We start from the raw sequence: 21095 nt of genomic DNA, 5'->3' as shown, positions 1-21095 counted from the left end.
CATGGCCGAGAAGATGGCGATCGCCAAGGCGATCAACGAGTCGCTGCGCAAGGCCCTGGAGTCGGACCCCAAGGTCCTGGTCATGGGCGAGGACGTCGGCAAGCTCGGCGGTGTCTTCCGGGTGACGGACGGCCTGCAGAAGGACTTCGGCGAGGAGCGGGTGATCGACACCCCGCTCGCGGAGTCGGGCATCGTGGGCACCGCGATCGGTCTGGCCCTGCGTGGCTACCGCCCGGTGGTGGAGATCCAGTTCGACGGGTTCGTCTTCCCGGCCTACGACCAGATCGTCACCCAGCTGGCGAAGATGCACGCCCGCTCGCTGGGCAAGGTCAAGCTCCCGGTCGTCATCCGCATCCCCTACGGCGGCGGCATCGGCGCGGTCGAGCACCACAGCGAGTCCCCCGAGGCGCTGTTCGCGCACGTGGCGGGCCTGAAGATCGTCTCTCCGTCCAGCGCCTCGGACGCGTACTGGATGATGCAGCAGGCGATCCAGAGCGACGACCCGGTGATCTTCTTCGAGCCGAAGCGGCGCTACTGGGACAAGTCCGAGGTCAACACGGAGGCGATTCCGGGCCCGCTGCACAAGGCGCGGGTGGTGCGCGAGGGCACGGACCTGACCCTGGCCGCGTACGGCCCGATGGTGAAGGTGTGCCAGGAGGCCGCCGCGGCCGCGCAGGAGGAGGGCAGGTCGCTGGAGGTGCTGGACCTGCGGTCGGTCTCTCCGCTCGACTTCGACTCCGTCCAGGCGTCGGTGGAGAAGACCCGCCGTCTGGTGGTGGTGCACGAGGCGCCGGTGTTCTTCGGTTCGGGCGCGGAGATCGCCGCTCGCATCACGGAGCGGTGCTTCTACCACCTGGAGGCGCCCGTGCTGCGGGTCGGCGGCTACCACGCGCCGTACCCGCCGGCGCGGCTGGAGGAGGAGTACCTGCCGGGCCTGGACCGGGTGCTGGACGCCGTCGACCGCGCCCTGGCGTACTGAGGAGAGGGTCGTGACGACGATGACTGACGCGTCCGTACGCGAGTTCAAGATGCCCGACGTGGGCGAGGGGCTCACCGAGGCCGAGATCCTCAAGTGGTACGTGCAGCCGGGTGACACGGTCACCGACGGCCAGGTCGTGTGCGAGGTGGAGACGGCGAAGGCGGCTGTGGAGCTGCCGATCCCGTACGACGGGGTGGTCCGCGAGCTGCACTTCCCCGAGGGCACCACGGTGGACGTCGGTACCCCGATCATCGCGGTGGACGTGACGGGCGGCGCTCCCGCCGAGGAGGCGCAGGCGCCCGTCGAGAAGGCGGCGGAGGAGAAGTCCGCGGCGAAGGAGACCCGGCAGGAGGGCCGCAAGCCGGTCCTCGTCGGGTACGGCGTCGCCGAGTCCTCCACCCGGCGCCGCCCCCGCAAGGCGCCCGCGGCGGCGGTCGAGGAGACCCTCCCCGTGTTCCAGGGCGACCTGAACGGGCACGGCAAGCAGGCCCGTCCGCTGGCGAAGCCGCCGGTGCGCAAGCTGGCGAAGGACCTCGGCGTCGACCTGGCGACGGTACGGCCGTCGGGCCCGGACGGGATCATCACGCGCGAGGACGTGCAGGCGGCCGTGGCCCCCGCACCGGCCCCCGAGGCCCCCGCGGTCCCGGTGGCGCCCGCTCCCGTCGAGGCGCCGGCGCGGGTGGTGACGTACGACAGCGGGCGGGAGACCCGTATCCCGGTCAAGGGCGTCCGCAAGGCCACCGCGCAGGCGATGGTCGGCTCGGCGTTCACCGCGCCGCACGTCACGGAGTTCGTGACCGTCGACGTCACCCGCACCATGAAGCTGGTCGAGGAGCTCAAGCAGGACAAGGACTTCCAGGGTCTGCGGGTCAACCCCCTGCTGCTGATCGCCAAGGCCCTGCTGGTCGCGGTCAAGCGGAACCCGGACATCAACGCGTCCTGGGACGAGGCCAACCAGGAGATCGTGCGCAAGCACTACGTGAACCTGGGCATCGCCGCGGCCACCCCGCGCGGTCTGATCGTGCCGAACATCAAGGACGCGCACGACAAGACCCTGCCCCAACTGGCCGGGGCGCTGGGCGAGCTGGTGGCCACGGCCCGGGAGGGCAGGACGAGTCCGGCGGCCATGCAGGGCGGCACGATCACGATCACGAACGTGGGTGTCTTCGGCGTCGACACCGGCACGCCGATCCTCAACCCGGGCGAGTCCGCGATCCTCGCGGTCGGCGCGATCAAGCTCCAGCCGTGGGTCCACAAGGGCAAGGTCAAGCCCCGCCAGGTCACGACCCTGGCCCTGAGCTTCGACCACCGCCTGGTCGACGGCGAACTGGGCTCGAAGGTCCTCGCGGACGTCGCGGCGATCCTGGAACAGCCCAAGCGGCTGATCACCTGGGCGTAGCGCGGGACGACATGCCTATGGCGAAGGGGGTCTGCCGCTGACCGGCAGCGGCAGACCCCCTTGGCGTGTGGCGGGCGTCAGCCGAGCCTGGCGAAGCCGTAGTTCAGCAGCTTCGTGGCGTCGGAGGCACGCTGGTTGATCGACGACGAGGCGAGGACCGTGCCGATGACCGTCTTGCCGTTGCGGGTGGCGGCGAAGACGAGGCAGTACTTGGCCTCGGGGCCAGAGCCGGTCTTCACGCCGATCGCGCCGCTGTAGCTGCTGAGCAGCGTGTTGGTGTTGGTCCACGGCGCCATGGTGCGGACGGTGCCGGACTTGGTGATGGTCTTCGCCGTGTACGACTTGGTCTTCACGATCGTGCGGAACGTGGAGTTCTTCATCGCGCTGCTCGCGATCTTCGTCAGATCGCGCGGGGTCGAGTAGTTGTTGCCGTTGCCGATGCCGTCGAACGAGTCGAAGTGCGTGTTCCTCAGGCCGAGGCTCGTGGCGGCGCTGTTCATCTTGCCGATGAACGACTTCACGCGCGCGGCACGCGTCGTGCCGGAACCGAACTTGTCGGCGAGCGCGTAGGCCGCGTCACAGCCGGAGGGGAGCATCAGCCCGTACAGCAGCTGACGGACGGTGACCTTGTCGCCGACGATCAGGTGCGCCTGGGAGGCGTTGTTGGCGACCACGTAGTCGCTGTACGCCTTCTGGATCGTCACCTTGGCGTCGAGGTTGAGGTTCGGCTGTGCGAGCACGACCTTCGCGGTCATGATCTTGGTGGTGGAGCCGGTGGAACGCTTGGTGTCCGCGGCCTTCGTGTACAGCGTCGCGCCGTTCGCGTTGTTCATCGCGTAGCCGCCCGCGGCCACGATCGAGGGCGTGGTGACGGCCTGAGCGGGCGCCGCGGTGAGGGCTCCGGTGGTGAGCACGGCTCCGGTGGTGACCACTGCCGCGACTGCCCTGCGAACTCGCGCGCCCTTAATGCCGGTAATCAAAGTTGAACGCTCCGATTGCGTCTCTGATGCCTATGAATGCATCCAAATGCCCCTGGAGTGCGGCCGGATGACGAGGCCGCCTTCCCGTGAGACTAGTAAGTGGCCCAAATGGATGTGCGGTTGTCCGGGTGAATTCCGGGTCGGATGTGCCGGTCCACATGGTGGACGCTCATCGGTATGCGTACGTGTTGTATCTATGATGTGCGCATGCCTGCAGCCTCGTCCGTCGCCCACGTCCCCGAGAAGACGCCGCTCAAACAGCCCCCCGCCGCCGACCGCGTCTACATGCACGTCAAACAGGGTGTCCTGGAGCGTCGTTACCAGGGCGGGACGTTGCTGACCGAAGGTGAGCTGGCCGAGGAGGTCGGCGTCTCGCGGACGCCGGTGCGCGAGGCGCTGCTGCGGCTGGAGGTCGAAGGGCTGATCAAGCTCTACCCGAAGAAGGGTGCTCTCGTCCTCGCCGTCTCGGCCCAGGAGATCGCGGACGTGATCGAGACGCGCCAGCTCGTCGAGGAACACGCGGCCCGCAAGGCCGTCCCCGCCCCACCGGGGCTGATCGAGCGGCTCGAGGAACTGCTCGCCCGCCAGAAGGAGCAGGCCGCCGCCGGTGACCTGGCCGGTGCGTCGCTCACCGACCGCACCTTCCACGCCGAGATCGTGCGCAACGGCGGCAACGAGATCCTCTCCCGCCTGTACGACCAACTCCGCGACCGTCAGCTGCGGATGGGCGTCGCCGTCATGCACTCGCACCCCGACCGCATCGCCAAGACCCTCACCGAGCACGAGGAGATCCTGCAGGCGCTGCGGTCCGGCGACGCCGAGGCGGCCGTGGACATCGTGCACCGGCACGTCAGCTGGTTCTCCCACCTGGCGCGGGGTGAGGTGCGATGAGGTCGGGGTCGGTGAGCTCCCGCTCCGTGTCCCTGCCAGGTGATCCGCCGGGCGGCCGGCGTGCCGTCGCCGTGTGGGCCATCGGCGTCTCGGTCTACTTCGTCGCCGTCATCTTCCGTACGTCGCTGGGCGTGGCCGGCCTGGACGCGGCGGACCGCTTCCATGTGAACGCGTCCGCCCTGTCCACCTTCTCCATCCTGCAGCTGCTCGTGTATGCGGGCATGCAGATACCCGTCGGCCTGCTCGTGGACCGGCTCGGCACCAAGAAGGTGCTGACCATCGGGGTCGTCCTGTTCACGGCCGGTCAGCTGGGGTTCGCCCTCTCCCCCTCGTACGGGACTGCGCTCGCCTCGCGCGCGCTGCTGGGCTGCGGCGACGCGATGACGTTCATCAGCGTGCTGCGGCTCGGCACGCGCTGGTTCCCGGCACGCCGCAGTCCGCTGGTCGCGCAGCTCGCCGGTCTGGTGGGCATGGCGGGCAACCTGGTCTCCACGCTCGTGCTCGCCCGGCTGCTGCACGGGGTGGGCTGGACGGCGGCGTTCGGTGGCAGCGCGGTCGCCGGGGTGGTCGTCCTCGTCCTGCTGCTGCTCTTCCTGAAGGACCATCCGGAGGGGTACGAGCCGGAGCCGTTCCCGCACCGCGGGTCGGCGTACGTGCGGCGGCAGATCGTGGCGTCGTGGAAGGAGCCCGGAACCCGGCTCGGCATGTGGGTGCACTTCACGACGCAGTTCCCGGCGATGGTGTTCCTGCTGCTGTGGGGCCTGCCGTTCCTGGTGCAGGCGCAGGGCCTGTCCCGGGCCACGGCCGGTGAACTCCTCACACTCGTGGTGCTGTCGAACATGCTGGTCGGACTGGTGTACGGCCAGATCGTCGCCCGGCACCACGCGGCGCGGCTGCCGCTGGCCCTCGGCACGGTCGGGGCGACGGCGGCGGTGTGGGCGGCCACGCTCGCCCACCCGGCCGCGCATGCGCCGATGTGGCTGCTGGTCGTGCTGTGCACGGTGCTCGGGGCGTGCGGTCCGGCCTCGATGATCGGCTTCGACTTCGCGCGGCCGGCGAATCCGCCGGAGCGTCAGGGGACGGCGTCCGGGATCACCAACATGGGCGGTTTCGTCGCCTCCATGACGACGCTGCTGGCGATCGGGGTGCTGCTGGACGCGACGGGCGACGACTACACCGTGGCGTTCTGCGCGGTGTTCGTCCTCCAGGCGGTGGGGCTCAGCCAGATACTGCGGCTCCGGAAGCGGGCGGCGCTCAGGGAGCGGGAGCGGCTCGTCGCCAGCCGGGTGGAGACGGTTCACGTCCCTGCGTGAGGGGGGCGCCGGGACCCTAGAGCGGACGACGCGGCGGCTCCAGGCCCAGGACCCGGTCCTTCAGTGCCGGGAACTGCTCCCTCGTCGCAGCCACCCTCGCCGGGTCGAACTCCACCGTGAGGATCTCCTCCTCCGCGCCCGCCTCGGCGAGGACCTCCCCCCACGGATCGACCACGATCGAGTGACCCGCCTGCGGAACTCCCGCATGCGTTCCAGCCGTTCCACACGCGAGGACATACGCCTGGTTCTCGACGGCCCGCGCCTGGGCCAGCAGCGTCCAGTGGGACCGGCGGCGCTCCGGCCAGCCCGCCGGGATCACGAGCGTCTCGGCCCCAGCGTCCACGAGCGAGCGGAAAAGCTCGGGGAAGCGGAGGTCGTAACAGGTGGCCACGCCGACGGTCGTCCCCGGCAGCCGCACCGTCACCGGCTCCGTCCCCGCACCCATCAGCACGGCCTCGCCCCTGTCGAAGCCGAAGCGGTGGATCTTGCGGTAGAACGCGGCCAGTTCACCGGAAGGGGAGAAGACGAGAGACGTGTTGTAGAGGGCGCCCTCGGGCGCGCGCTCGGGGATCGAGCCGGCGTGCAGCCACACGCCCGCGTCGGCCGCCGCCTTCGCCATCGCCTCGTGGGTCGGCCCGTGAAGCGGCTCGGCCTCGGCGCCGAACCGCTCGTAGGCGAACGCCCCGGTGGTCCACAGCTCGGGCAGCACCACGAGATCGGCTCCGGCTTGATCTCGTACCAGCGAGGCGGCACGCCGCCGACGGGAATCGACCGATTCGTCCTCGTCCACCCGCATCTGGATCAGGGAAGCGCGCACACTACCACCGTCCTGGTAATCGAGCCTTCTCAACGGGCCTACGATCGTCACACCAAAGCACTGCCGGGGTGCCTCGCAGCAGCGTAACTTAACGTCCCAAGACACCCGCCGACAGCCACCTCCCGCAGTACAGCCACCGACAACGCCGTCGACCAACACCCGTGCACCGACCGCCCGAGGGGTCCCGTTCCGTGAGTCTGCATCCCACTCTTCAGCCCTACGCCGATGCCTGGACCCACTCCATCGAAGCGATATCCGAGCTGGTGCAGCCGCTCGTGGAAGGCGAGTGGAACCGGCGGACACCGTGTCCCGCCTGGTCGGTGCGCGACGTCGTCTCGCATGTCATCGGGATGGACTGCGAGATGCTCGGCGATCCGCGCCCCATCCACACGCTCCCGCGCGACCTGTTCCACGTCACCAACGATCACCAGCGCTACATGGAGATGCAGGTCGACGTCCGCCGCCACCACACGGCGCCGGAGATGACGTCCGAACTCGAGTACACGATCATCCGCCGCAACCGCCAGCTGCGGAACGACTCGCGGGATCCGGGCACCAAGGTCCGTGGCCCGCTCGGCACCGAACAGACTCTCGAAGAGGCCATGCGGTACCGCGCGTTCGACGTCTGGGTGCACGAACAGGACCTGCGCGCGGCGCTCGGCCGGCCGGGGAACCTCGACTCGCCGGGCGCGCACATCACCCGGGACGAGCTGCTGGCCGCCCTGCCGGAGGTGGTCGCCAAGGGCGCGGATGCGCCGCCCGGCTCGGCGGTCGTCATCGACGTGCACGGACCCGTGGAGTTCCTGCGCACGGTCCGGGTGGACGCGGAAGGGCGCGGCTCGATCGACGGCACGCCCTCGCTGGGCCCGGCGGTGACACTGACGCTCGACTGGGAGACGTACGTCCGCCTGGCCTGCGGTCGGGTGAGCGCGGACGCCGTGGCCGACCGCGTCAAGGCGGAGGGCGACCCGGAGCTGACGGCGGCGATCCTGCGCTCGTTCGCGGTGACGAAGTAGACGACGCGGACGATCCTCGAGCGTCCTGGCGCACTCGGGGCCCGCTCAGTCCTCCTCCCGCTCCTTGTCCGCCAGATGGATCACGCACACGGCCACCGCGACCACCAGTGCCGGGTCCGCGTCCTCGCGCACGATGTCGACGCCGTACGTCTCACGGATGTGCAGCCAGCGCCGGGAGATCTGTGCGAGCAGTTCGCCGTCGTACTCGATGGCGAACTCGCGGTCGAGGATCTTGCCGCTGACGTCGAGCTCCGTGCCGTCCGCCAGCGAGACGCGGTAGTGGTTGCGCAGCAGGGAGAGCCGCTTGCGCTTGATCGTGGCCAGCCGCTCGCCGTCGCGCTCGATGATCATCGTGTCGCGCAGGGCGAACATCTTCTGGTGGATGTCGATCAGGACGCGCCCCCGCGGGTCCTTCAGCTCGAAGGTGTCCCTCAGCCGCATCGCCTTGCCGTCGACCAGGAAGACCTTGGTGCCGTCCTGGTCCTCGATCCAGTAGTCCTCGCCGATGCCGAGGAGCCGGTCGCGTACAAAAAGTCTCATACGGTCAGAGCTTCCCCCGGGGCGGGCCCGAAACGCCGCCGGTAGGCCGACGGGCTGAGCCCGGTCTCAGCCCGAAGCCGGGCCCGCAGGTTGGGGGCCGTGCCGAGGCCGCTGCGCGCGGCGACCACGTCCAGCCGCTCCTCGCCGCGCTCGATGAGCCGGCAGGCGAGGGCTACTCGCTCCCCCGTCAGCCAAGCCAGTGGTGTGGTGCCGAGCTGGGCGCGGAAGCGGCGGTGCAGGGTGGCGGGGCTGACCGCGGCGCGGGCCGCCAGGTCGCCGACGGTGAGCGGTGCGTCCAGTCGCTCCTGGGCCCAGGCCAGCACCGGGGCGAGCGACTCGTCCGGTACGTCCGGCACGGGCCGCTCCACGAACTGCCGCTGCCCGCCGTCGCGGTGCGCGGCGAAGACCAGTCGGCGGGAGACGGCGTTCGCCACCTCGGCGCCGTGGTCGCGGCGTACGACGTGCAGGCCGAGATCGAGTGCGGAGGCGCTGCCGGAGGCGGTCAGGATGTCGCCGTCGTCCACGAACAGCACGTCCGGTTCGAGCCTGACCTGGGGAAACCGCGCCCGGAAGGAATCCGCCCACATCCAGTGGCAGGCCGCTCGTCGGCCGTCCAGCAGCCCGGCCTCCGCGATGGTGAACGCGCCGGAGCAGAAGCCGACCAGCCGTGCGCCCCGCGCGTGCGCTCGGCGTACCGCGTCCAGGACCTTCGGAGAGCGCGGGGTGTCGGTGTCGGGCCTGTTCGGCACGATCAGCGTGTCCGCGTCGTCGGCCGCCTCGAGCCCGGCGACGTCGGAGAGCGTGAAGAAGCCGTCCCGCATCCGGATCCTGGGACCGACGGCGCACAACCGGAAGTCGTACAGCTCACGGCCGAGTTCCGGCCGCCGCAGGCCGAACACCTCGATGGCGCAGCTCATCTCGAAGGGGTTCGAGTTCTCGTCCACGACCAGCACGACCCGGTGCCGACGCGAGGCCTGAGAGGATCCTTGCGGCATGTGCGATTTCTAGCACTCGTGCGGCGGCAGGTCACCCCGCACGATGACGGCATGGAACCCAAGGAACCCATCTCCCTCGCCGCGGCCCTCGCCTCCTTCGCCGAGCTGTGGAGCCCGCGCATCGTCACCACCGTCAACGACTACGACGTCCGCGTCGCGAAGGTCGAGGGCGAGCACCTGTGGCACACGCACGACCACTCCGACGAGTTCTTCCTCGTGCTCGACGGTGAACTGCACATCGCGCTGCGCGAGCCGGCCGGTGAACGCACGGTCACCCTTGCCAAGGGCTCTGTCTTCACGGTTCCGCGCGGCACGGAGCACAAGCCGTCCGCGCCCGCCGGGGCATCGATCCTCCTGCTCGAACCCACCGGCACGATGACGGTCGGCGACCGGCATGAAGAGGTCCCCGCCCACGTGGACGCGACGACCGGGCACGCACTGGCCTGAGCCCGGCCCTTCCCGGCATCCGCCGGTCCGGACATGCACGAGTCCCCCGCACGCGCGGCGGGGGACTCGCACACGGACCGCGAGGGACCGCGCAGGGGCGGACCGGTCTACCGGTAGCCCTCCCGCCTGTCCTGCTCGTCGAGCTCGTCCTCGTCCCAGGACGAGCGCCGGTCCTCGCGGTCACCGCGCGTGCCGGACCTGCCCAGGTCCTGGTCCGAGAGGTCGGAGCCGCTCATGTCGGGGTCGCGGCGCTTCCGGTCGCGGATCTCCTCGCCGCTCGTCTCTCCGCGCTCGCGGTCGCGGTTCGGGCGGCGCATCTGGTCGTCGATGTCACGAGGCATGGAACTGCTCCCTTGCACTGACCCCCCTGTGTGAGACGAGCATCTCTCCGTCACGCCATGTGCGCATCCCGTAGGAGAGCTTGTACGCACAGTCACCGAGTTGTCCACAGGCCGCCCGGCACGCCGAACACAGATGGCACCCTTGACCCATGAACGACTCCACTTCGCGTCGCGTCCGTGTCCGCGCCCCCGAGCTGATCGGCAAGGGCGGCTGGCTGAACACGGGCGGAGAGCAGTACAGCCTCGCCGACCTGCGAGGACGCATAGTCATCCTCGACTTCTGGACGTTCTGCTGCATCAACTGCCTGCACGTCCTGGACGAGCTGCGCGAGCTGGAGGAGAAGCACCGCGACACCGTGGTGATCATCGGCGTGCACTCTCCGAAGTTCGTCCATGAGGCGGAGCATCAGGCGGTGGTGGACGCGGTGGAGCGGTACGGGGTGGAGCACCCGGTCCTCGACGACCCGGAGCTCGCCACCTGGAAGCAGTACGCCGTCCGGGCCTGGCCCACACTGGTCGTCATCGATCCGGAGGGGTATGTGGTCGCCCAGCACGCGGGTGAGGGCCACGCCCATGCGATCGCCCGGCTCGTCGAGGAGCTGGAGGAGGAGCACGCGGCCAAGGGCACGCTGCGCCGGGGCGACGGCCCGTACGTGGCACCGGAGCCCGAGCCCACGACCCTCCGCTTCCCGGGCAAGGCGCTCCTGCTGCCGTCCGGCTCGTTCCTGGTCAGCGACACCACCCGGCACCAGCTGGTGGAGCTGGCGGCGGACGGCGAGACGGTGGTGCGGCGCATCGGTTCCGGCGTACGGGGCTTCGCGGACGGCCCGGCTCCGGCGGCGAGCTTCAGCGAGCCGCAGGGCCTGGCGCTGCTCGATGAGGCAACGGTGGTCGTCGCGGACACCGTGAACCACGCGCTGCGCCGGCTGGACCTGGCGACCGGCGAGGTCGGCACGCTGGCGGGCACGGGCAAGCAGTGGTGGCAGGGTTCGCCGACGTCGGGGCCGGCCCGCGAGGTGGACCTCTCCTCGCCGTGGGACGTCGCGGTCTTCGGCGGCCGGGTGTGGATCGCCATGGCGGGCGTGCACCAGCTGTGGACGTACGACCCCGCCACGGGCACGGTCGCGGTGGCGGCCGGCACCACGAACGAGGGGCTGGTGGACGGCCCGGGTCCTGAGGCCTGGTTCGCGCAGCCGTCGGGACTCGCGGTGTCGCCCGACGGGGAGCGGCTGTGGCTGGCGGACTCCGAGACGAGCGCCCTGCGCTGGGTGGACCGGGACGGCGCGGTGCACACGGCGGTCGGGACGGGGCTGTTCGACTTCGGGCACCGGGACGGCGCGGCGGAACAGGCGCTTCTCCAGCACCCCCTGGGGGTGACGGCGCTACCGGACGGCTCGGTGGCGGTCAGCGACACCTACAACCACGCACTGCGGCGCTACGACCCGGCCACGGGTGAGGTGAGCACGCTGGCGACGGATCTGCGGGAGCCGTCGGACGCGGTGCTCGTCGGCGAGGACATCGTGGTGGTGGAGTCGGCCCGGCACCGGCTGACCCGGCTGCGGCTGCCGGAGGAGGCGGTACAGGTCGCCGGGGTCGCCCACCGCACGCAGCGCGCGGCGACCGAGGTGACGCCCGGGAAGCTCCGACTCGACGTGATCTTCCAGGCCCCGGCCGGCCAGAAGCTGGACACACGCTACGGACCGTCGACCCGTCTGCTGGTCTCCTCGACCCCGCCGGAGCTGCTGCTGAGGGGCGAGGGCGCCGACACGGACCTCGAGCGCGAGCTGGAGCTGAACCCGGCGATGTCCGAGGGCGTCCTGCACGTCTCGGCGATGGCGGCCTCCTGCGACGACGACCCGGCCAACGAATACCCGGCGTGCCATGTCCACCAGCAGGACTGGGGAGTCCCGGTCCGCCTCACCGAGGGCGGGACGGACCGGCTGCCGCTGGTCCTGGCGGGGATGGACGACAACCGGTAGGCGGGGCGGCCCGAGCATCTTCCGGGCGCGGGATTCCCGGCCGGAGCGTGCCGTGGGCGGCCGCGGCGGCGGCTGTGTCGTCGGTGCAGTTGTCGGCGACCACCAAGATCAGATCGGGGCGGTGGGTCTGGCGCCACAGGTCGTCGATGGCGGCGGCGATACGTTCCTGCTCGTTGTGGGCGGGGATCAGGACCGTCAGATGCGGTCTGCCGCCCGTTGCCGCCGGGTCGTGCACGGCAGGCGCCCCCTGTCGTGAAGCTGTGGCGCGCCCGGCACCTCCACGCTCCGGACGCTCATGAGGCCACAGTTTTCACGTTTTTCACACAAGACGACAAGATGGCTCTGGTAACGGAATACCCAGATTGTCTGTTGTCGTCCCAAGGTCGCCGCATCGTCCCTTGCGTGCCGTACGTGGGCTACACGCCATGCAGGCGCTACTTGGCCTACAGCCCGTAAAGCCGAGCCCGTACAGCCCTTGCACGCCTCGGCCCTTACCGCGGTTGCAGCTCTTACACGCCGTATCCGTCGGTGTAACCGTCGCCGCGGTGGTGCCGGTTCTCCTCGACGACGGTCGTCGGGGGCGGCACGACGACCCGCCTGCGGCGGTAGATGCCGCTGAAGGTGGTCACTCCTATCAGTCCGACGATCATGAGTATGACGCCGACCAAGTGGATGTTGACGCCTTGCATGTGCCAGTCGGTCGCAAACGCGAGGATGGCCCCCACGGCGATCAGGATGATGCATCCACCCAGGCCCATGAGTCCTGCCCTCCCTGTGCGGCCGGTCCTTCCGGCCTCGAACCCGGGTACCCGGGACATCCGTGGGCATGCCGGGCCGACGGCGGGCGGGCATGCCGGACGATCGGCGACGGCCGGGCGCCGGGAGGGCCGACGGGCGGGAGTGTCAGCCCTCCAGAAACGCCGTCAGGGCGTTGGCCAGGAGGTACGGGTCCTTCGCGCCGCATAGCTCGCGGGCGCTGTGCATCGACAGGATCGCCGCGCCGATGTCCACCGTCTTGATGCCGTGGCGGGCCGCGGTGATGGGGCCGATGGTGGTGCCGCAGGGCATCGCGTTGTTCGAGACGAAGGTCTGGAAGGGCACGTCCGCCTTCTCGCAGGCCGCGGCGAACAGCGCCCGCCCCGAACCGTCGGTGGCGTAGCGGTTGTTGACGTTCACCTTGAGGATCGGCCCGCCGTTCGCGCGCGGGTGGTGCGTCGGGTCGTGCCGCTCCGCGTAGTTGGGGTGGACGGCGTGTCCGGTGTCGGAGGACAGGCAGACCGTGCCGGCGAAGGCCCGCGCCCGGTCCTCGTAGGAGCCGCCCCGGGCGAACACCGAGCGCTCCAGGACCGACCCGAGCAGCGAGCCGTCGGCGCCGGTGTCCGACTGCGAGCCGTTCTCCTCGTGGTCGAAGGCCGCGAGCACCGGGATGTACGACAGGGCGGCGTCGGAGCCGGCGACGGCCGCGAGCGCCGCGGTGCCCGCGTGCACGGACAGCAGGTTGTCCATGCGCGGCCCCGCCATCAGTTCCTTGTCGCGGCCCAGGTACGCCGGCGGCTCCACCGAGTGGGTCATCAGGTCCCAGCCGGTCACCTCACCGGCGGCGAGCCCCAGCTCCTGCTCCAGGAACGCGATCAGGTCGCCGTCGCGCACGTCGTCGGCCAGGCCCCAGACGGGCTGGAGGTGGCGCTGCTTGTCCAGCTTCAGGCCCTCGCTGGAGACCGAGCGGTCCAGGTGGATGGCCAGCTGCGGTACGCGCAGCAGCGGTCTGTCGATGTTCACCAGGCGCGTCGAGCCGTCGCGCAGGGAGAGCCGGCCGGCCAGCCCGAGGTCGCGGTCGAGCCAGGAGTTGAGCAGGGGGCCGCCGTAGATCTCCACCGCGATCTGCCGCCAGCCGTGCGCGCCGCTGTCCGGCCGGGGCTTCACCCGCAGGTTGGGCGAGTCGGTGTGTGCGCCCACGATTCGGAACGGCGTGTGCGGATCGGCGCCCTCGGGGACGTACCAGGCGATGATCGCGCCGCCGCGCAGCACGTACCGGCCGCCGGACGTGCCGTCCCAGGCATCCGTCTCCGACACCTGCCGGAAGCCGGCCTTCTCCAGTCGTTCGGCGGCGCCTGCCACGGCGTGGTACGGCGACGGGCTCGCCGCCAGGAAGGACATGAGGTCGTCGGTGTGGCCGCGGTCGAAGCGCGCACTTGTTGTGCTCATGGGTTCACCTTAACGACGGAGGAGGGCCCGCTCCCGGTGATGGGGAACGGGCCCTCGTAAGGGGTATGTGGAGGCGGTCCTAGAACGCGGCCTCGTCCAGCTCCATGAGGTCCAGGTCCACGCCCTCGGCGACCTTGCGGGCCAGGGTCACGCCCGGCAGGACGTTGGCCGCGAAGAACTTCGCCGCCGCGATCTTGCCCTGGTAGAACGCCTTGTCCTTGTTCGACGCGCTCGGCAGCTTCTCGGCGGCGACCGCGGCGCCCTTCAGCAGCAGGTAGCCGACGACGACGTCACCGGAGGCCATCAGCAGGCGGGTCGTGTTGAGCCCGACCTTGTAGATGTTCTTGACGTCCTGCTCGGTGGCCGCGAGGTCGGTCAGCATCAGGCCGACGATGGCCTCGAGCTCCACGGCCGCCTTCGCGAGGTGGTCGCGGGCCCCGGCCAGCTCCTCGCCGCCCTCGCCCACCGCCAGGAACTTCTTGATCTCCTCGGCGAGGGAGTTCAGCGCGGCGCCCTGGTTGCGGACGATCTTCCGGAAGAAGAAGTCCTGGCCCTGGATCGCGGTGGTGCCCTCGTACAGGGTGTCGATCTTGGCGTCGCGGATGTACTGCTCGATCGGGTACTCCTGCAGGAAGCCGGAGCCGCCGAAGGTCTGCAGCGACTGGGCGAGCTGCTCGTAGCCCTTCTCGGAGCCGTAGCCCTTGACGATCGGCAGGAGCAGGTCGTTGAGCGCGTGCTCCGTCGACGCGTCCTCGCCGTTCGCCTCCTTGACCGCGATCGCGTCCTGGACGGAGGCGGTGTACATCACCAGCGCCCGCATGCCTTCCGCGTACGCCTTCTGGGTCATCAGCGAACGGCGCACGTCCGGGTGGTGCGTGATGGTGACCTTGGGCGCGGTCTTGTCCATGAAGTTCGCGAGATCCGGACCCTGGACGCGCTCCTTGGCGTACTCCAGCGCGTTCAGGTAGCCGGTGGAGAGCGTGGAGATCGCCTTCGTGCCGACCATCATGCGGGCGAACTCGATGATGCGGAACATCTGGCGGATGCCGTCGTGCTTGTCGCCGATCAGCCAGCCCTTGGCGGGGTGCTTGTCGCCGAACGTCATCTCGCAGGTGTTGGAGGCCTTCAGGCCCATCTTGTGCTCGACGTTCGTGGCGTACACGCCGTTGCGCTCGCCCAGCTCGCCGGTCTCGAAGTCGAACAGGTACTTCGGGACGAGGAACAGGGACAGGCCCTTGGTGCCGGGGCCGGCGCCCTCGGGACGGGCGAGGACGTAGTGGAGGATGTTCTCCTCCATGTCGTGCTCACCGGAGGTGATGAAGCGCTTCACGCCCTCGATGTGCCAGGAGCCGTCCTCCTGCTGGATGGCCTTGGTGCGCCCGGCGCCCACGTCCGAGCCGGCGTCCGGCTCGGTGAGCACCATCGTGGAGCCCCAGCGCTTCTCGACGGCTATCTTCGCGATCTCCTTCTGGGCCTCGGTGCCCTCCTCGAAGAGGATGCGCGCGAACGCCGGGCCGGACGAGTACATCCAGATCGCCGGGTTCGAGCCGAGGATCAGCTCCGCGTACGCCCAGATCAGGGACGGCGGGGCGGTGGTGCCGCCGATCTCCTCGGGCAGGCCGAGGCGCCAGTACTCGGAGTCCATGAAGGCTTCGTAGCTCTTCTTGAAGGACGCCGGGACGGGGGCGGTGTTGGTCTCCGGGTCGAAGACGGGCGGGTTGCGGTCGGCGTCCGCGAAGGACTCCGCCAGCTCGTTCTCCGAAAGGCGGGTGAGCTCCTCGAGGATGCTCTTGGCGGTCTCGGTGTCCATCTCCGCGAACGGGCCGGTGCCGTACAGCTTGTCGCGCCCGAGCACCTCGAAGAGGTTGAACTCGATGTCGCGGAGATTCGACTTGTAGTGCCCCATGGCGACGGCTCCGTAGAGGGATCGGCGAGGCACTGTCTCCTCGCAACTGGTTCATCTACCAACAAGTAGCTCCGATGATGCTACCCGTCGGTAATAAGAAGCAACCCCTCATGGCCCAGATGTGGCCCACTACTCTTTGGGGCATGTACGGCTACCAGAACGCGGGCGCTCAGCAGAGTTACGCTTCGGAGCAGATGCCCGGGCAGCAGATGCCGGGTGGGCAGATGCCCGGCGGGTACGGCCAGCAGCCGCCGCTGTACCCCGAGCCGTCGCCGCCGTCGCTCGCGGACGCGGTCCGTGCGTTCACCACCGGGTCGATGTCCGCGGAGGACTTCCAGCAGATCTTCGCCACGTCCAAGGTGTACTGCCCGCGTGGCGACAACCCGGGGTTCCTGGCGCTGCACAACACCCAGCAGCCGGTGATCCCGATGTTCACCTCGCTCAAGGAACTGCGACGGTACGCGGGCAAGGAGTCGAAGTACTTCGTGATCACCGGGGCGGAGGTGATCGACCTGCTGCCGACCGGCTACGGCTTCGTCCTGGACATGGAGGGCGAGCACCGGATGGTGTTCGATGCGAAGGCCGTCGAGCAGATGGTCGAGTTCGCCATGCGCCGGATGTATGGCTAGACGCGCCCGCTGCGCGGACGGCCAGGTGTCGTCCTGACCACTCTCGCGCCCCTGGCGGGGCGCACCCCGAGCCCGGAGGGAATGCCCTCCGGGCTTTCTGTGTTCCGGGGTGGCAGAAAGTTCAACGGTCAACTAAACTCGGACCACAAGGAGGTACCGACATGCCCGCAGTGACCGTCGAGAACCCGCTGACCCTTCCCCGTGTGGTCGCGCCCGCCGACGCAGTGCCCCGTCCCGTGCTCGGTGTCACGACCGCGCCCAGCGGCTTCGAGGGCGAGGGCTTCCCGGTCCGTCGCGCCTTCGCCGGGATCCACTACCGCCACCTCGACCCGTTCATCATGATGGACCAGATGGGCGAGGTGGAGTACGCGCCGGGTGAGCCCAAGGGCACCCCCTGGCACCCCCACCGCGGCTTCGAGACCGTGACCTACATCATCGACGGCGTCTTCGACCACCAGGACTCGCACGGCGGTGGCGGCACCATCACCAACGGCGACACCCAGTGGATGACCGCAGGCTCCGGCCTGCTGCACATCGAGGCCCCGCCGGAGTCCCTCGTCGTCTCCGGCGGCCTGTTCCACGGCATCCAGCTGTGGGTCAACCTGCCCGCCAAGGACAAGATGATGGCCCCGCGCTACCAGGACATCCGCGGCGGCCAGGTCCAGCTGCTGACCACCCCCGACGGCGGCGCGCTGATCCGTGTCATCGCCGGTGAGCTCGACGGCCACCAGGGCCCCGGCATCACGCACACGCCGATCACCCTGATCCACGCGACCGTGGCGCCCGGCGCGGAGGTCACCCTCCCGTGGCGCGAGGACTTCAACGGCCTCGCCTACGTGCTGGCCGGCCGCGGCAGCGTGGGCGCGGAGCGGCGGCCGATCCGCCTCGGTCAGACCGCCGTGTTCGGCGCGGGCTCCTCGATCACCGTCCGCGCGGACGAGAAGCAGGACTCCCACACTCCGGACCTGGAGGTCGTCCTGCTCGGCGGGCAGCCGATCCGTGAGCCGATGGCGCACTACGGGCCGTTCGTGATGAACACCCGCGAGGAGCTCCAGCAGGCGTTCGAGGACTTCCAGAAGGGGCGCCTCGGAACCATCCCGGCGGTGCACGGGATGACGGAGAGCGGACCGCAGGGTTCCTGAAGGATCGTCGCCTGACGCCGCGTCACCCGGGCGGGCTGTCCGTACAGGACAGCCCGCCCTTCGCGTGATCACCTGGAAGGGTGCAGCTGCTCCCCGAACCCGTCCGCCGGCTCGCCGCCTGGTGTGCGGTGTTCCTCCTGGTCGCCGGGGTCGTCTGGATCGTGGTCCGGTTGTGCGGCCAGTTCCGTACGGCCGTCGTGCCGGTGCTCCTCGCGCTGCTCGGGAGCGCGCTGCTCGGGCCGCTGTACCGATGGATGGTGCGGGTGGGCGTGCACCGGTCGCTCGCGGCCGGGATCACGTGTGTCGCCGTCCTGGCCGTGGTCGGCGGGGCGGTGTACGTCGTCGCCTCCGTGCTCGTCGACACCGGCGATCAGATCATCGCCGCCCTCGAACGCGCCGGGAAGTCACTCGCCCGGCACTTCGGCGCGGCCGGCACCTCGCTCGAGGATCTCGCCTCCCACTCCAGGCAGCTGCTGGCCAAGTTCGGCGGGACCGCCGCCCGCAACGTGATCAGCGGGGTCAGCGTCGTCAGCGAGACCATCGCCATGGGCGCCCTGGCCCTGCTGCTCGTCTTCTTCTTCCTGCGCGACTCCCACCGGGCCGCCGACACGCTGCGCTCGATGGCCACGCCCGGCACCGCCGACACCGTCGAAGCCGTGGCGCGCCGCGCCTACGAGGCCGTCGAGGGGTTCATGCGGGGGACGACGATCATCGCGCTCATCGACGCGCTCTGCATCACCGTGGGGCTGCTGGTGCTGCGCGTTCCCGGGGCGCTCGGGCTCGGGGCGCTCGTCTTCGTCGGGGCGTACATCCCCTACCTCGGCGCCTTCCTCTCCGGCGCGGTCGCCGTCCTGGTCGCCCTCGCCGATCGCGGGTTCGTGACCGCGCTGTGGACGCTCGGCGTGGTCCTGGCGGTGCAGCTGCTGGAGGGGCATGTGCTGCAGCCGCTGATCCAGAGCCGGACCGTGCAGATGCATCCGGCGGCCGTGCTGCTGGCGATCACGGCGGGGGCGTCCGTGGCCGGAATTCTCGGAATGTTGCTGGCCGTACCGCTGACGGCGGCGGCGACCGGCGTGGCGCACGAGCTGCGGCTGCGGTACGGCCGGCAGCAAGCCGAGGCCTCACAGGACAGCTAGGGCCCTTTCGTCGGGATCATGCCGGGCTCGCGGGGCCTGGCACGCACATCTGCGGCGTTGTCGTCGGTCGCCGACACTCCGCGTCGGCTCCCTCCTCCGCCTTGCAGCTGCACGCACCAGGCCCCGCTCCCTGATCCGGCCTGATCCCGACGAAAGACCCCAGCGGCTTACGCCTCCCCGTCCTCCTTCACCGGCTCCTCCTCCAGCTCGAACCAGATGCTCTTGCCCTCGCCCCGCGGATCGACGCCCCAGGCGTCCGCGAGGAGCTCCATGAGGACCAGGCCACGGCCCGAGGAGGCCAGCTCGCCGGGGTGGCGCCTGTGCGGGAGATCGTCACTGGCGTCCGTGACCTCCACCCGGACCCGGCGCCCGGCCCGGCCGCCCAGGGCGCCGACGTCGCCGGAGACCTCGGCGACCAGCAGCGCGTCCGCGTCGGTGTGCACCAGGACGTTGGTGAGCATCTCGGAGGCCAGGAGCACCGCCGAGTCGACCTGCTCGGCGGAGGACCAGTCGTGCAGCAGTTCGCGCAGCTGCTGCCGGGTGCCCGCGATCCGCTCGGGCTCGGCCTGCGCGATCGTCAGCGCGGTGCGCCGGATCACCGGCAGGACCGGAGTGACCGTGCCGCCAGAGGCGCCCGCCCCGCCCGCACGGCACAGCAGCACCACGGCGATGTCGTCCTCGCGCCGGTCGGTCAGCGGCCCGGTGGCGTAGTACGAGGAGGGCCCGTGCACGGCCTGGACCAGCGCGTCGGCCAGTTCCTCCATGTCACCTTCGTGCTCCTCGAGGATGCGCCGGATCCGCCGCCATCCGGTCTCCAGGTCGTGCCCGCCGGTCTCGATCAGGCCGTCCGTGCAGAGCAGCATCGTCTCGCCGGGTTCCAGGACGAGCCGGGTGGTCGGGTAGTCCGCGTCCGGGTCGATGCCGAGCGGCAGGCCGCCCGAGGTGGGACGCATCAGCACGGTGCGGTCCGCCATGCGGATCGCGGGGTCCGGGTGGCCGGCGCGGGCGATCTCCAGCGTCCCGGTCGCCGGGTCCACCTCCACATAGAGACAGGTCGCAAAGCGCAGGTCGGCGCCGTCCTCGCCGTAGGTCATCCCGTGCAGGAAGCGGGAGGCGCGGGAGAGGACCGCGTCCGGGCGGTGGCCCTCGGCGGCGTACGCGCGCAGCGCTATCCGCAGCTGGCCCATGAGGCCCGCGGCGCGCACGTCGTGGCCCTGGACGTCGCCGATGGTCAGCGCGAAGCGGCCTCCCCCGGAGGGGGCACCCCCGGGCAGCTGGATCATGTCGTACCAGTCGCCGCCCACCTGGAGTCCGCCACCGGTCGGCACGTAGCGCGCGGCCACCGTCATGCCGGGTATCTGCGGGCCCAGCGTCGGCATCATCGAGCGCTGCAGCCCGTCCGTCAGCTCCCGTTCCGTCTCGGCGGCGCCCGCCCGGGTGAGGGCCTGGGCGAGCATGCGGGCGACCGTGGTGAGCACCGAACGCTCGTCGGGCGTGAAGGCGACCGGGTGCTTGAACGCCGCCATCCAGGCGCCCATCGTGCGTCCCGCGACGGTGAGCGGCAGGAACGCCCAGGACTGGCGGCTGAACTGCGCGGCGAGCGGCCAGGAGGCCGGGTAGCGGGCCTTGTACTCCTCGGGCGAGGACATGTACACGGCGCGGCCGGTGCGGACGACCTCGGCGGCCGGGTAGTCCGTGTCCAGCGACATCTGGGTGAAGGGCGCTTCGTCGCCCGGCTTGTGCCCGTGGTGGCCGATGACGGTCAGCCGGTCGGCCTCGACCCCGAAGACGGCCAGCCCGTCCGGTGAGAACCCGGGCATCGACAGCCCGGCCGCGACCCGCAGCACCTCCTCCGTGGACCGCGCCTCGGCCAGCGCGCGCCCCGCGTCCAGCAGGAACGCCTCGCGGGAGCGGCGCCAGTCGCCGATGACGGGGGCCCGGGCGGTGGCGCCGGGTACGGGCTCGGTGACCTCCTGGAGGGTGCCGACCAGCTTGTACTCACCGGTGCGCGCGTCGAGCGACGGCTTGGATCGGCTGCGGACGATACGCACGACACGGTTGTTCTCGTCCATGATCCGCATCCGGACCTCGGCGATGGTGCCCTCGGCGAGGGCGAGCTGGACCACCCCGTCGACCTCGTTCCAGTCGACCGGGTGGAACCGGGAGCGGATCTGGGCCTCGGTGAGCGTGATCGGCTCCGCGGGCAGCCCGAGGAGCCGCGCGGCCTCGGCATCCAGGGTGACGAGCCCCGCGGCGGCGTCGTAGCGCCACATGCCGGTCGCCACGGCAGCCAGGACGTCCCCCACGGCGGGCAGGGGCTCACCAGTGCGCATTGCCCCACTGTAAGAAGAGGGGATCGGGAGGTGCCACTGAAAGTGAG

General features: G+C 70.4%; 20 protein-coding genes. 10 read left to right on the top strand and 10 right to left on the bottom strand.

Annotated features, from left to right (window positions below; all coding sequences use genetic code 11):
* Window position 1: 1 nt before the first annotated feature.
* Entirely contained in the window at window positions 2–979 is a 978-nt protein-coding gene (locus ACZ7L1_RS07380) for an alpha-ketoacid dehydrogenase subunit beta (protein ID WP_366025350.1), read from the top strand.
* Window positions 980–989: 10 nt separating this feature from the next.
* Window positions 990–2378 carry a dihydrolipoamide acetyltransferase family protein gene (locus ACZ7L1_RS07375; protein WP_471435018.1) on the top strand — a complete coding sequence of 463 codons (1389 nt, stop codon included), beginning with the start codon at window positions 990–992 and terminating at the stop codon, window positions 2376–2378.
* Window positions 2379–2455: 77 nt separating this feature from the next.
* On the opposite strand, the gene ACZ7L1_RS07370 is transcribed toward ACZ7L1_RS07375, so the two are convergent.
* The gene (locus ACZ7L1_RS07370; protein WP_471435017.1) at window positions 2456–3358 is read right to left on the bottom strand and encodes a D-alanyl-D-alanine carboxypeptidase family protein; all 903 of its coding nucleotides are present in this window, start codon (window positions 3356–3358) and stop codon (window positions 2456–2458) included.
* 207 nt (window positions 3359–3565) lie between these two features.
* Here ACZ7L1_RS07370 and ACZ7L1_RS07365 point away from each other — a divergent pair, with 207 nt between their 5' ends.
* Both ACZ7L1_RS07365 and ACZ7L1_RS07360 read left to right on the top strand, forming a co-directional pair.
* The gene (locus ACZ7L1_RS07365) at window positions 3566–4249 is read left to right on the top strand and encodes a GntR family transcriptional regulator (protein ID WP_471435015.1); all 684 of its coding nucleotides are present in this window, start codon (window positions 3566–3568) and stop codon (window positions 4247–4249) included.
* Entirely contained in the window at window positions 4246–5562 is a 1317-nt protein-coding gene (locus ACZ7L1_RS07360) for an MFS transporter (protein WP_471435014.1), read from the top strand. Before ACZ7L1_RS07365 ends, ACZ7L1_RS07360 begins: the two co-directional genes overlap by 4 nt.
* A gap of 16 nt (window positions 5563–5578) precedes the next feature.
* On the opposite strand, the gene ACZ7L1_RS07355 is transcribed toward ACZ7L1_RS07360, so the two are convergent.
* Window positions 5579–6379: a carbon-nitrogen family hydrolase gene (locus tag ACZ7L1_RS07355; protein ID WP_471435012.1), complete on the bottom strand. Its 801-nt coding sequence runs from the start codon at window positions 6377–6379 to the stop codon at window positions 5579–5581.
* 191 nt (window positions 6380–6570) lie between these two features.
* Here ACZ7L1_RS07355 and ACZ7L1_RS07350 point away from each other — a divergent pair, with 191 nt between their 5' ends.
* Window positions 6571–7395, top strand: coding sequence for a maleylpyruvate isomerase family mycothiol-dependent enzyme (locus ACZ7L1_RS07350; RefSeq protein ID WP_471435010.1), 825 nt, complete (start codon window positions 6571–6573; stop codon window positions 7393–7395).
* 45 nt (window positions 7396–7440) lie between these two features.
* Here the strand turns inward: ACZ7L1_RS07350 and ACZ7L1_RS07345 are convergent, their stop codons facing one another.
* Window positions 7441–7935, bottom strand: a complete 495-nt coding sequence (locus ACZ7L1_RS07345; protein WP_471435009.1) for an LURP-one-related/scramblase family protein — start codon at window positions 7933–7935, stop codon at window positions 7441–7443.
* Window positions 7932–8930, bottom strand: a complete 999-nt coding sequence (locus ACZ7L1_RS07340) for a GlxA family transcriptional regulator (RefSeq protein ID WP_471435007.1) — start codon at window positions 8928–8930, stop codon at window positions 7932–7934. The genes ACZ7L1_RS07345 and ACZ7L1_RS07340 overlap by 4 nt, the downstream gene beginning before the upstream one ends.
* A 51-nt stretch (window positions 8931–8981) precedes the next feature.
* On the opposite strand from ACZ7L1_RS07340, the gene ACZ7L1_RS07335 reads away from it, so the two are divergent.
* A complete protein-coding gene (locus ACZ7L1_RS07335; protein ID WP_471435005.1) occupies window positions 8982–9377 on the top strand; it encodes a cupin domain-containing protein in 396 nt (131 codons plus the stop codon).
* A gap of 107 nt (window positions 9378–9484) precedes the next feature.
* On the opposite strand, the gene ACZ7L1_RS07330 is transcribed toward ACZ7L1_RS07335, so the two are convergent.
* Entirely contained in the window at window positions 9485–9718 is a 234-nt protein-coding gene (locus ACZ7L1_RS07330; RefSeq protein ID WP_388988824.1) for a hypothetical protein, read from the bottom strand.
* A gap of 149 nt (window positions 9719–9867) precedes the next feature.
* Here ACZ7L1_RS07330 and ACZ7L1_RS07325 point away from each other — a divergent pair, with 149 nt between their 5' ends.
* On the top strand, window positions 9868–11697 hold the full coding sequence (locus tag ACZ7L1_RS07325) for a thioredoxin-like domain-containing protein (protein WP_471435003.1): 1830 nt from the start codon (window positions 9868–9870) through the stop codon (window positions 11695–11697).
* Here ACZ7L1_RS07325 and ACZ7L1_RS07320 read toward each other — a convergent pair.
* The 4 genes from ACZ7L1_RS07320 to ACZ7L1_RS07305 form a co-directional block, all read right to left on the bottom strand.
* Complete coding sequence (locus ACZ7L1_RS07320) at window positions 11636–11932, bottom strand: glycosyltransferase (protein ID WP_471435001.1); 297 nt, start codon at window positions 11930–11932, stop codon at window positions 11636–11638. The genes ACZ7L1_RS07325 and ACZ7L1_RS07320 overlap by 62 nt on opposite strands.
* A 274-nt stretch (window positions 11933–12206) precedes the next feature.
* Window positions 12207–12455 (bottom strand): DUF6458 family protein, encoded by a 249-nt coding sequence (locus ACZ7L1_RS07315; RefSeq protein WP_103839426.1) that lies wholly within the window; start codon window positions 12453–12455, stop codon window positions 12207–12209.
* 145 nt (window positions 12456–12600) lie between these two features.
* Complete coding sequence (locus tag ACZ7L1_RS07310; protein ID WP_471434999.1) at window positions 12601–13902, bottom strand: M18 family aminopeptidase; 1302 nt, start codon at window positions 13900–13902, stop codon at window positions 12601–12603.
* Between the two features lie 79 nt (window positions 13903–13981).
* Window positions 13982–15808 (bottom strand): acyl-CoA dehydrogenase, encoded by a 1827-nt coding sequence (locus tag ACZ7L1_RS07305; RefSeq protein WP_471435393.1) that lies wholly within the window; start codon window positions 15806–15808, stop codon window positions 13982–13984.
* A gap of 143 nt (window positions 15809–15951) precedes the next feature.
* On the opposite strand from ACZ7L1_RS07305, the gene ACZ7L1_RS07300 reads away from it, so the two are divergent.
* From ACZ7L1_RS07300 to ACZ7L1_RS07290, 3 genes are all read left to right on the top strand, one after another.
* Window positions 15952–16437 (top strand): SseB family protein, encoded by a 486-nt coding sequence (locus ACZ7L1_RS07300; RefSeq protein ID WP_103839423.1) that lies wholly within the window; start codon window positions 15952–15954, stop codon window positions 16435–16437.
* A 161-nt stretch (window positions 16438–16598) separates the two neighbouring features.
* Window positions 16599–17579 (top strand): pirin family protein, encoded by a 981-nt coding sequence (locus ACZ7L1_RS07295; protein WP_471434997.1) that lies wholly within the window; start codon window positions 16599–16601, stop codon window positions 17577–17579.
* 80 nt (window positions 17580–17659) lie between these two features.
* Entirely contained in the window at window positions 17660–18715 is a 1056-nt protein-coding gene (locus tag ACZ7L1_RS07290; protein ID WP_471434995.1) for an AI-2E family transporter, read from the top strand.
* A gap of 167 nt (window positions 18716–18882) precedes the next feature.
* Here ACZ7L1_RS07290 and ACZ7L1_RS07285 read toward each other — a convergent pair whose 3' ends face one another.
* Window positions 18883–21048, bottom strand: a complete 2166-nt coding sequence (locus ACZ7L1_RS07285) for a SpoIIE family protein phosphatase (protein WP_471434993.1) — start codon at window positions 21046–21048, stop codon at window positions 18883–18885.
* Between the last annotated feature and the right edge of the window lie 47 nt (window positions 21049–21095).

Source organism: Streptomyces sp. NPDC107546, from assembly GCF_055639175.1.
This window is presented reverse-complemented; position numbering and strand designations above follow the sequence as displayed.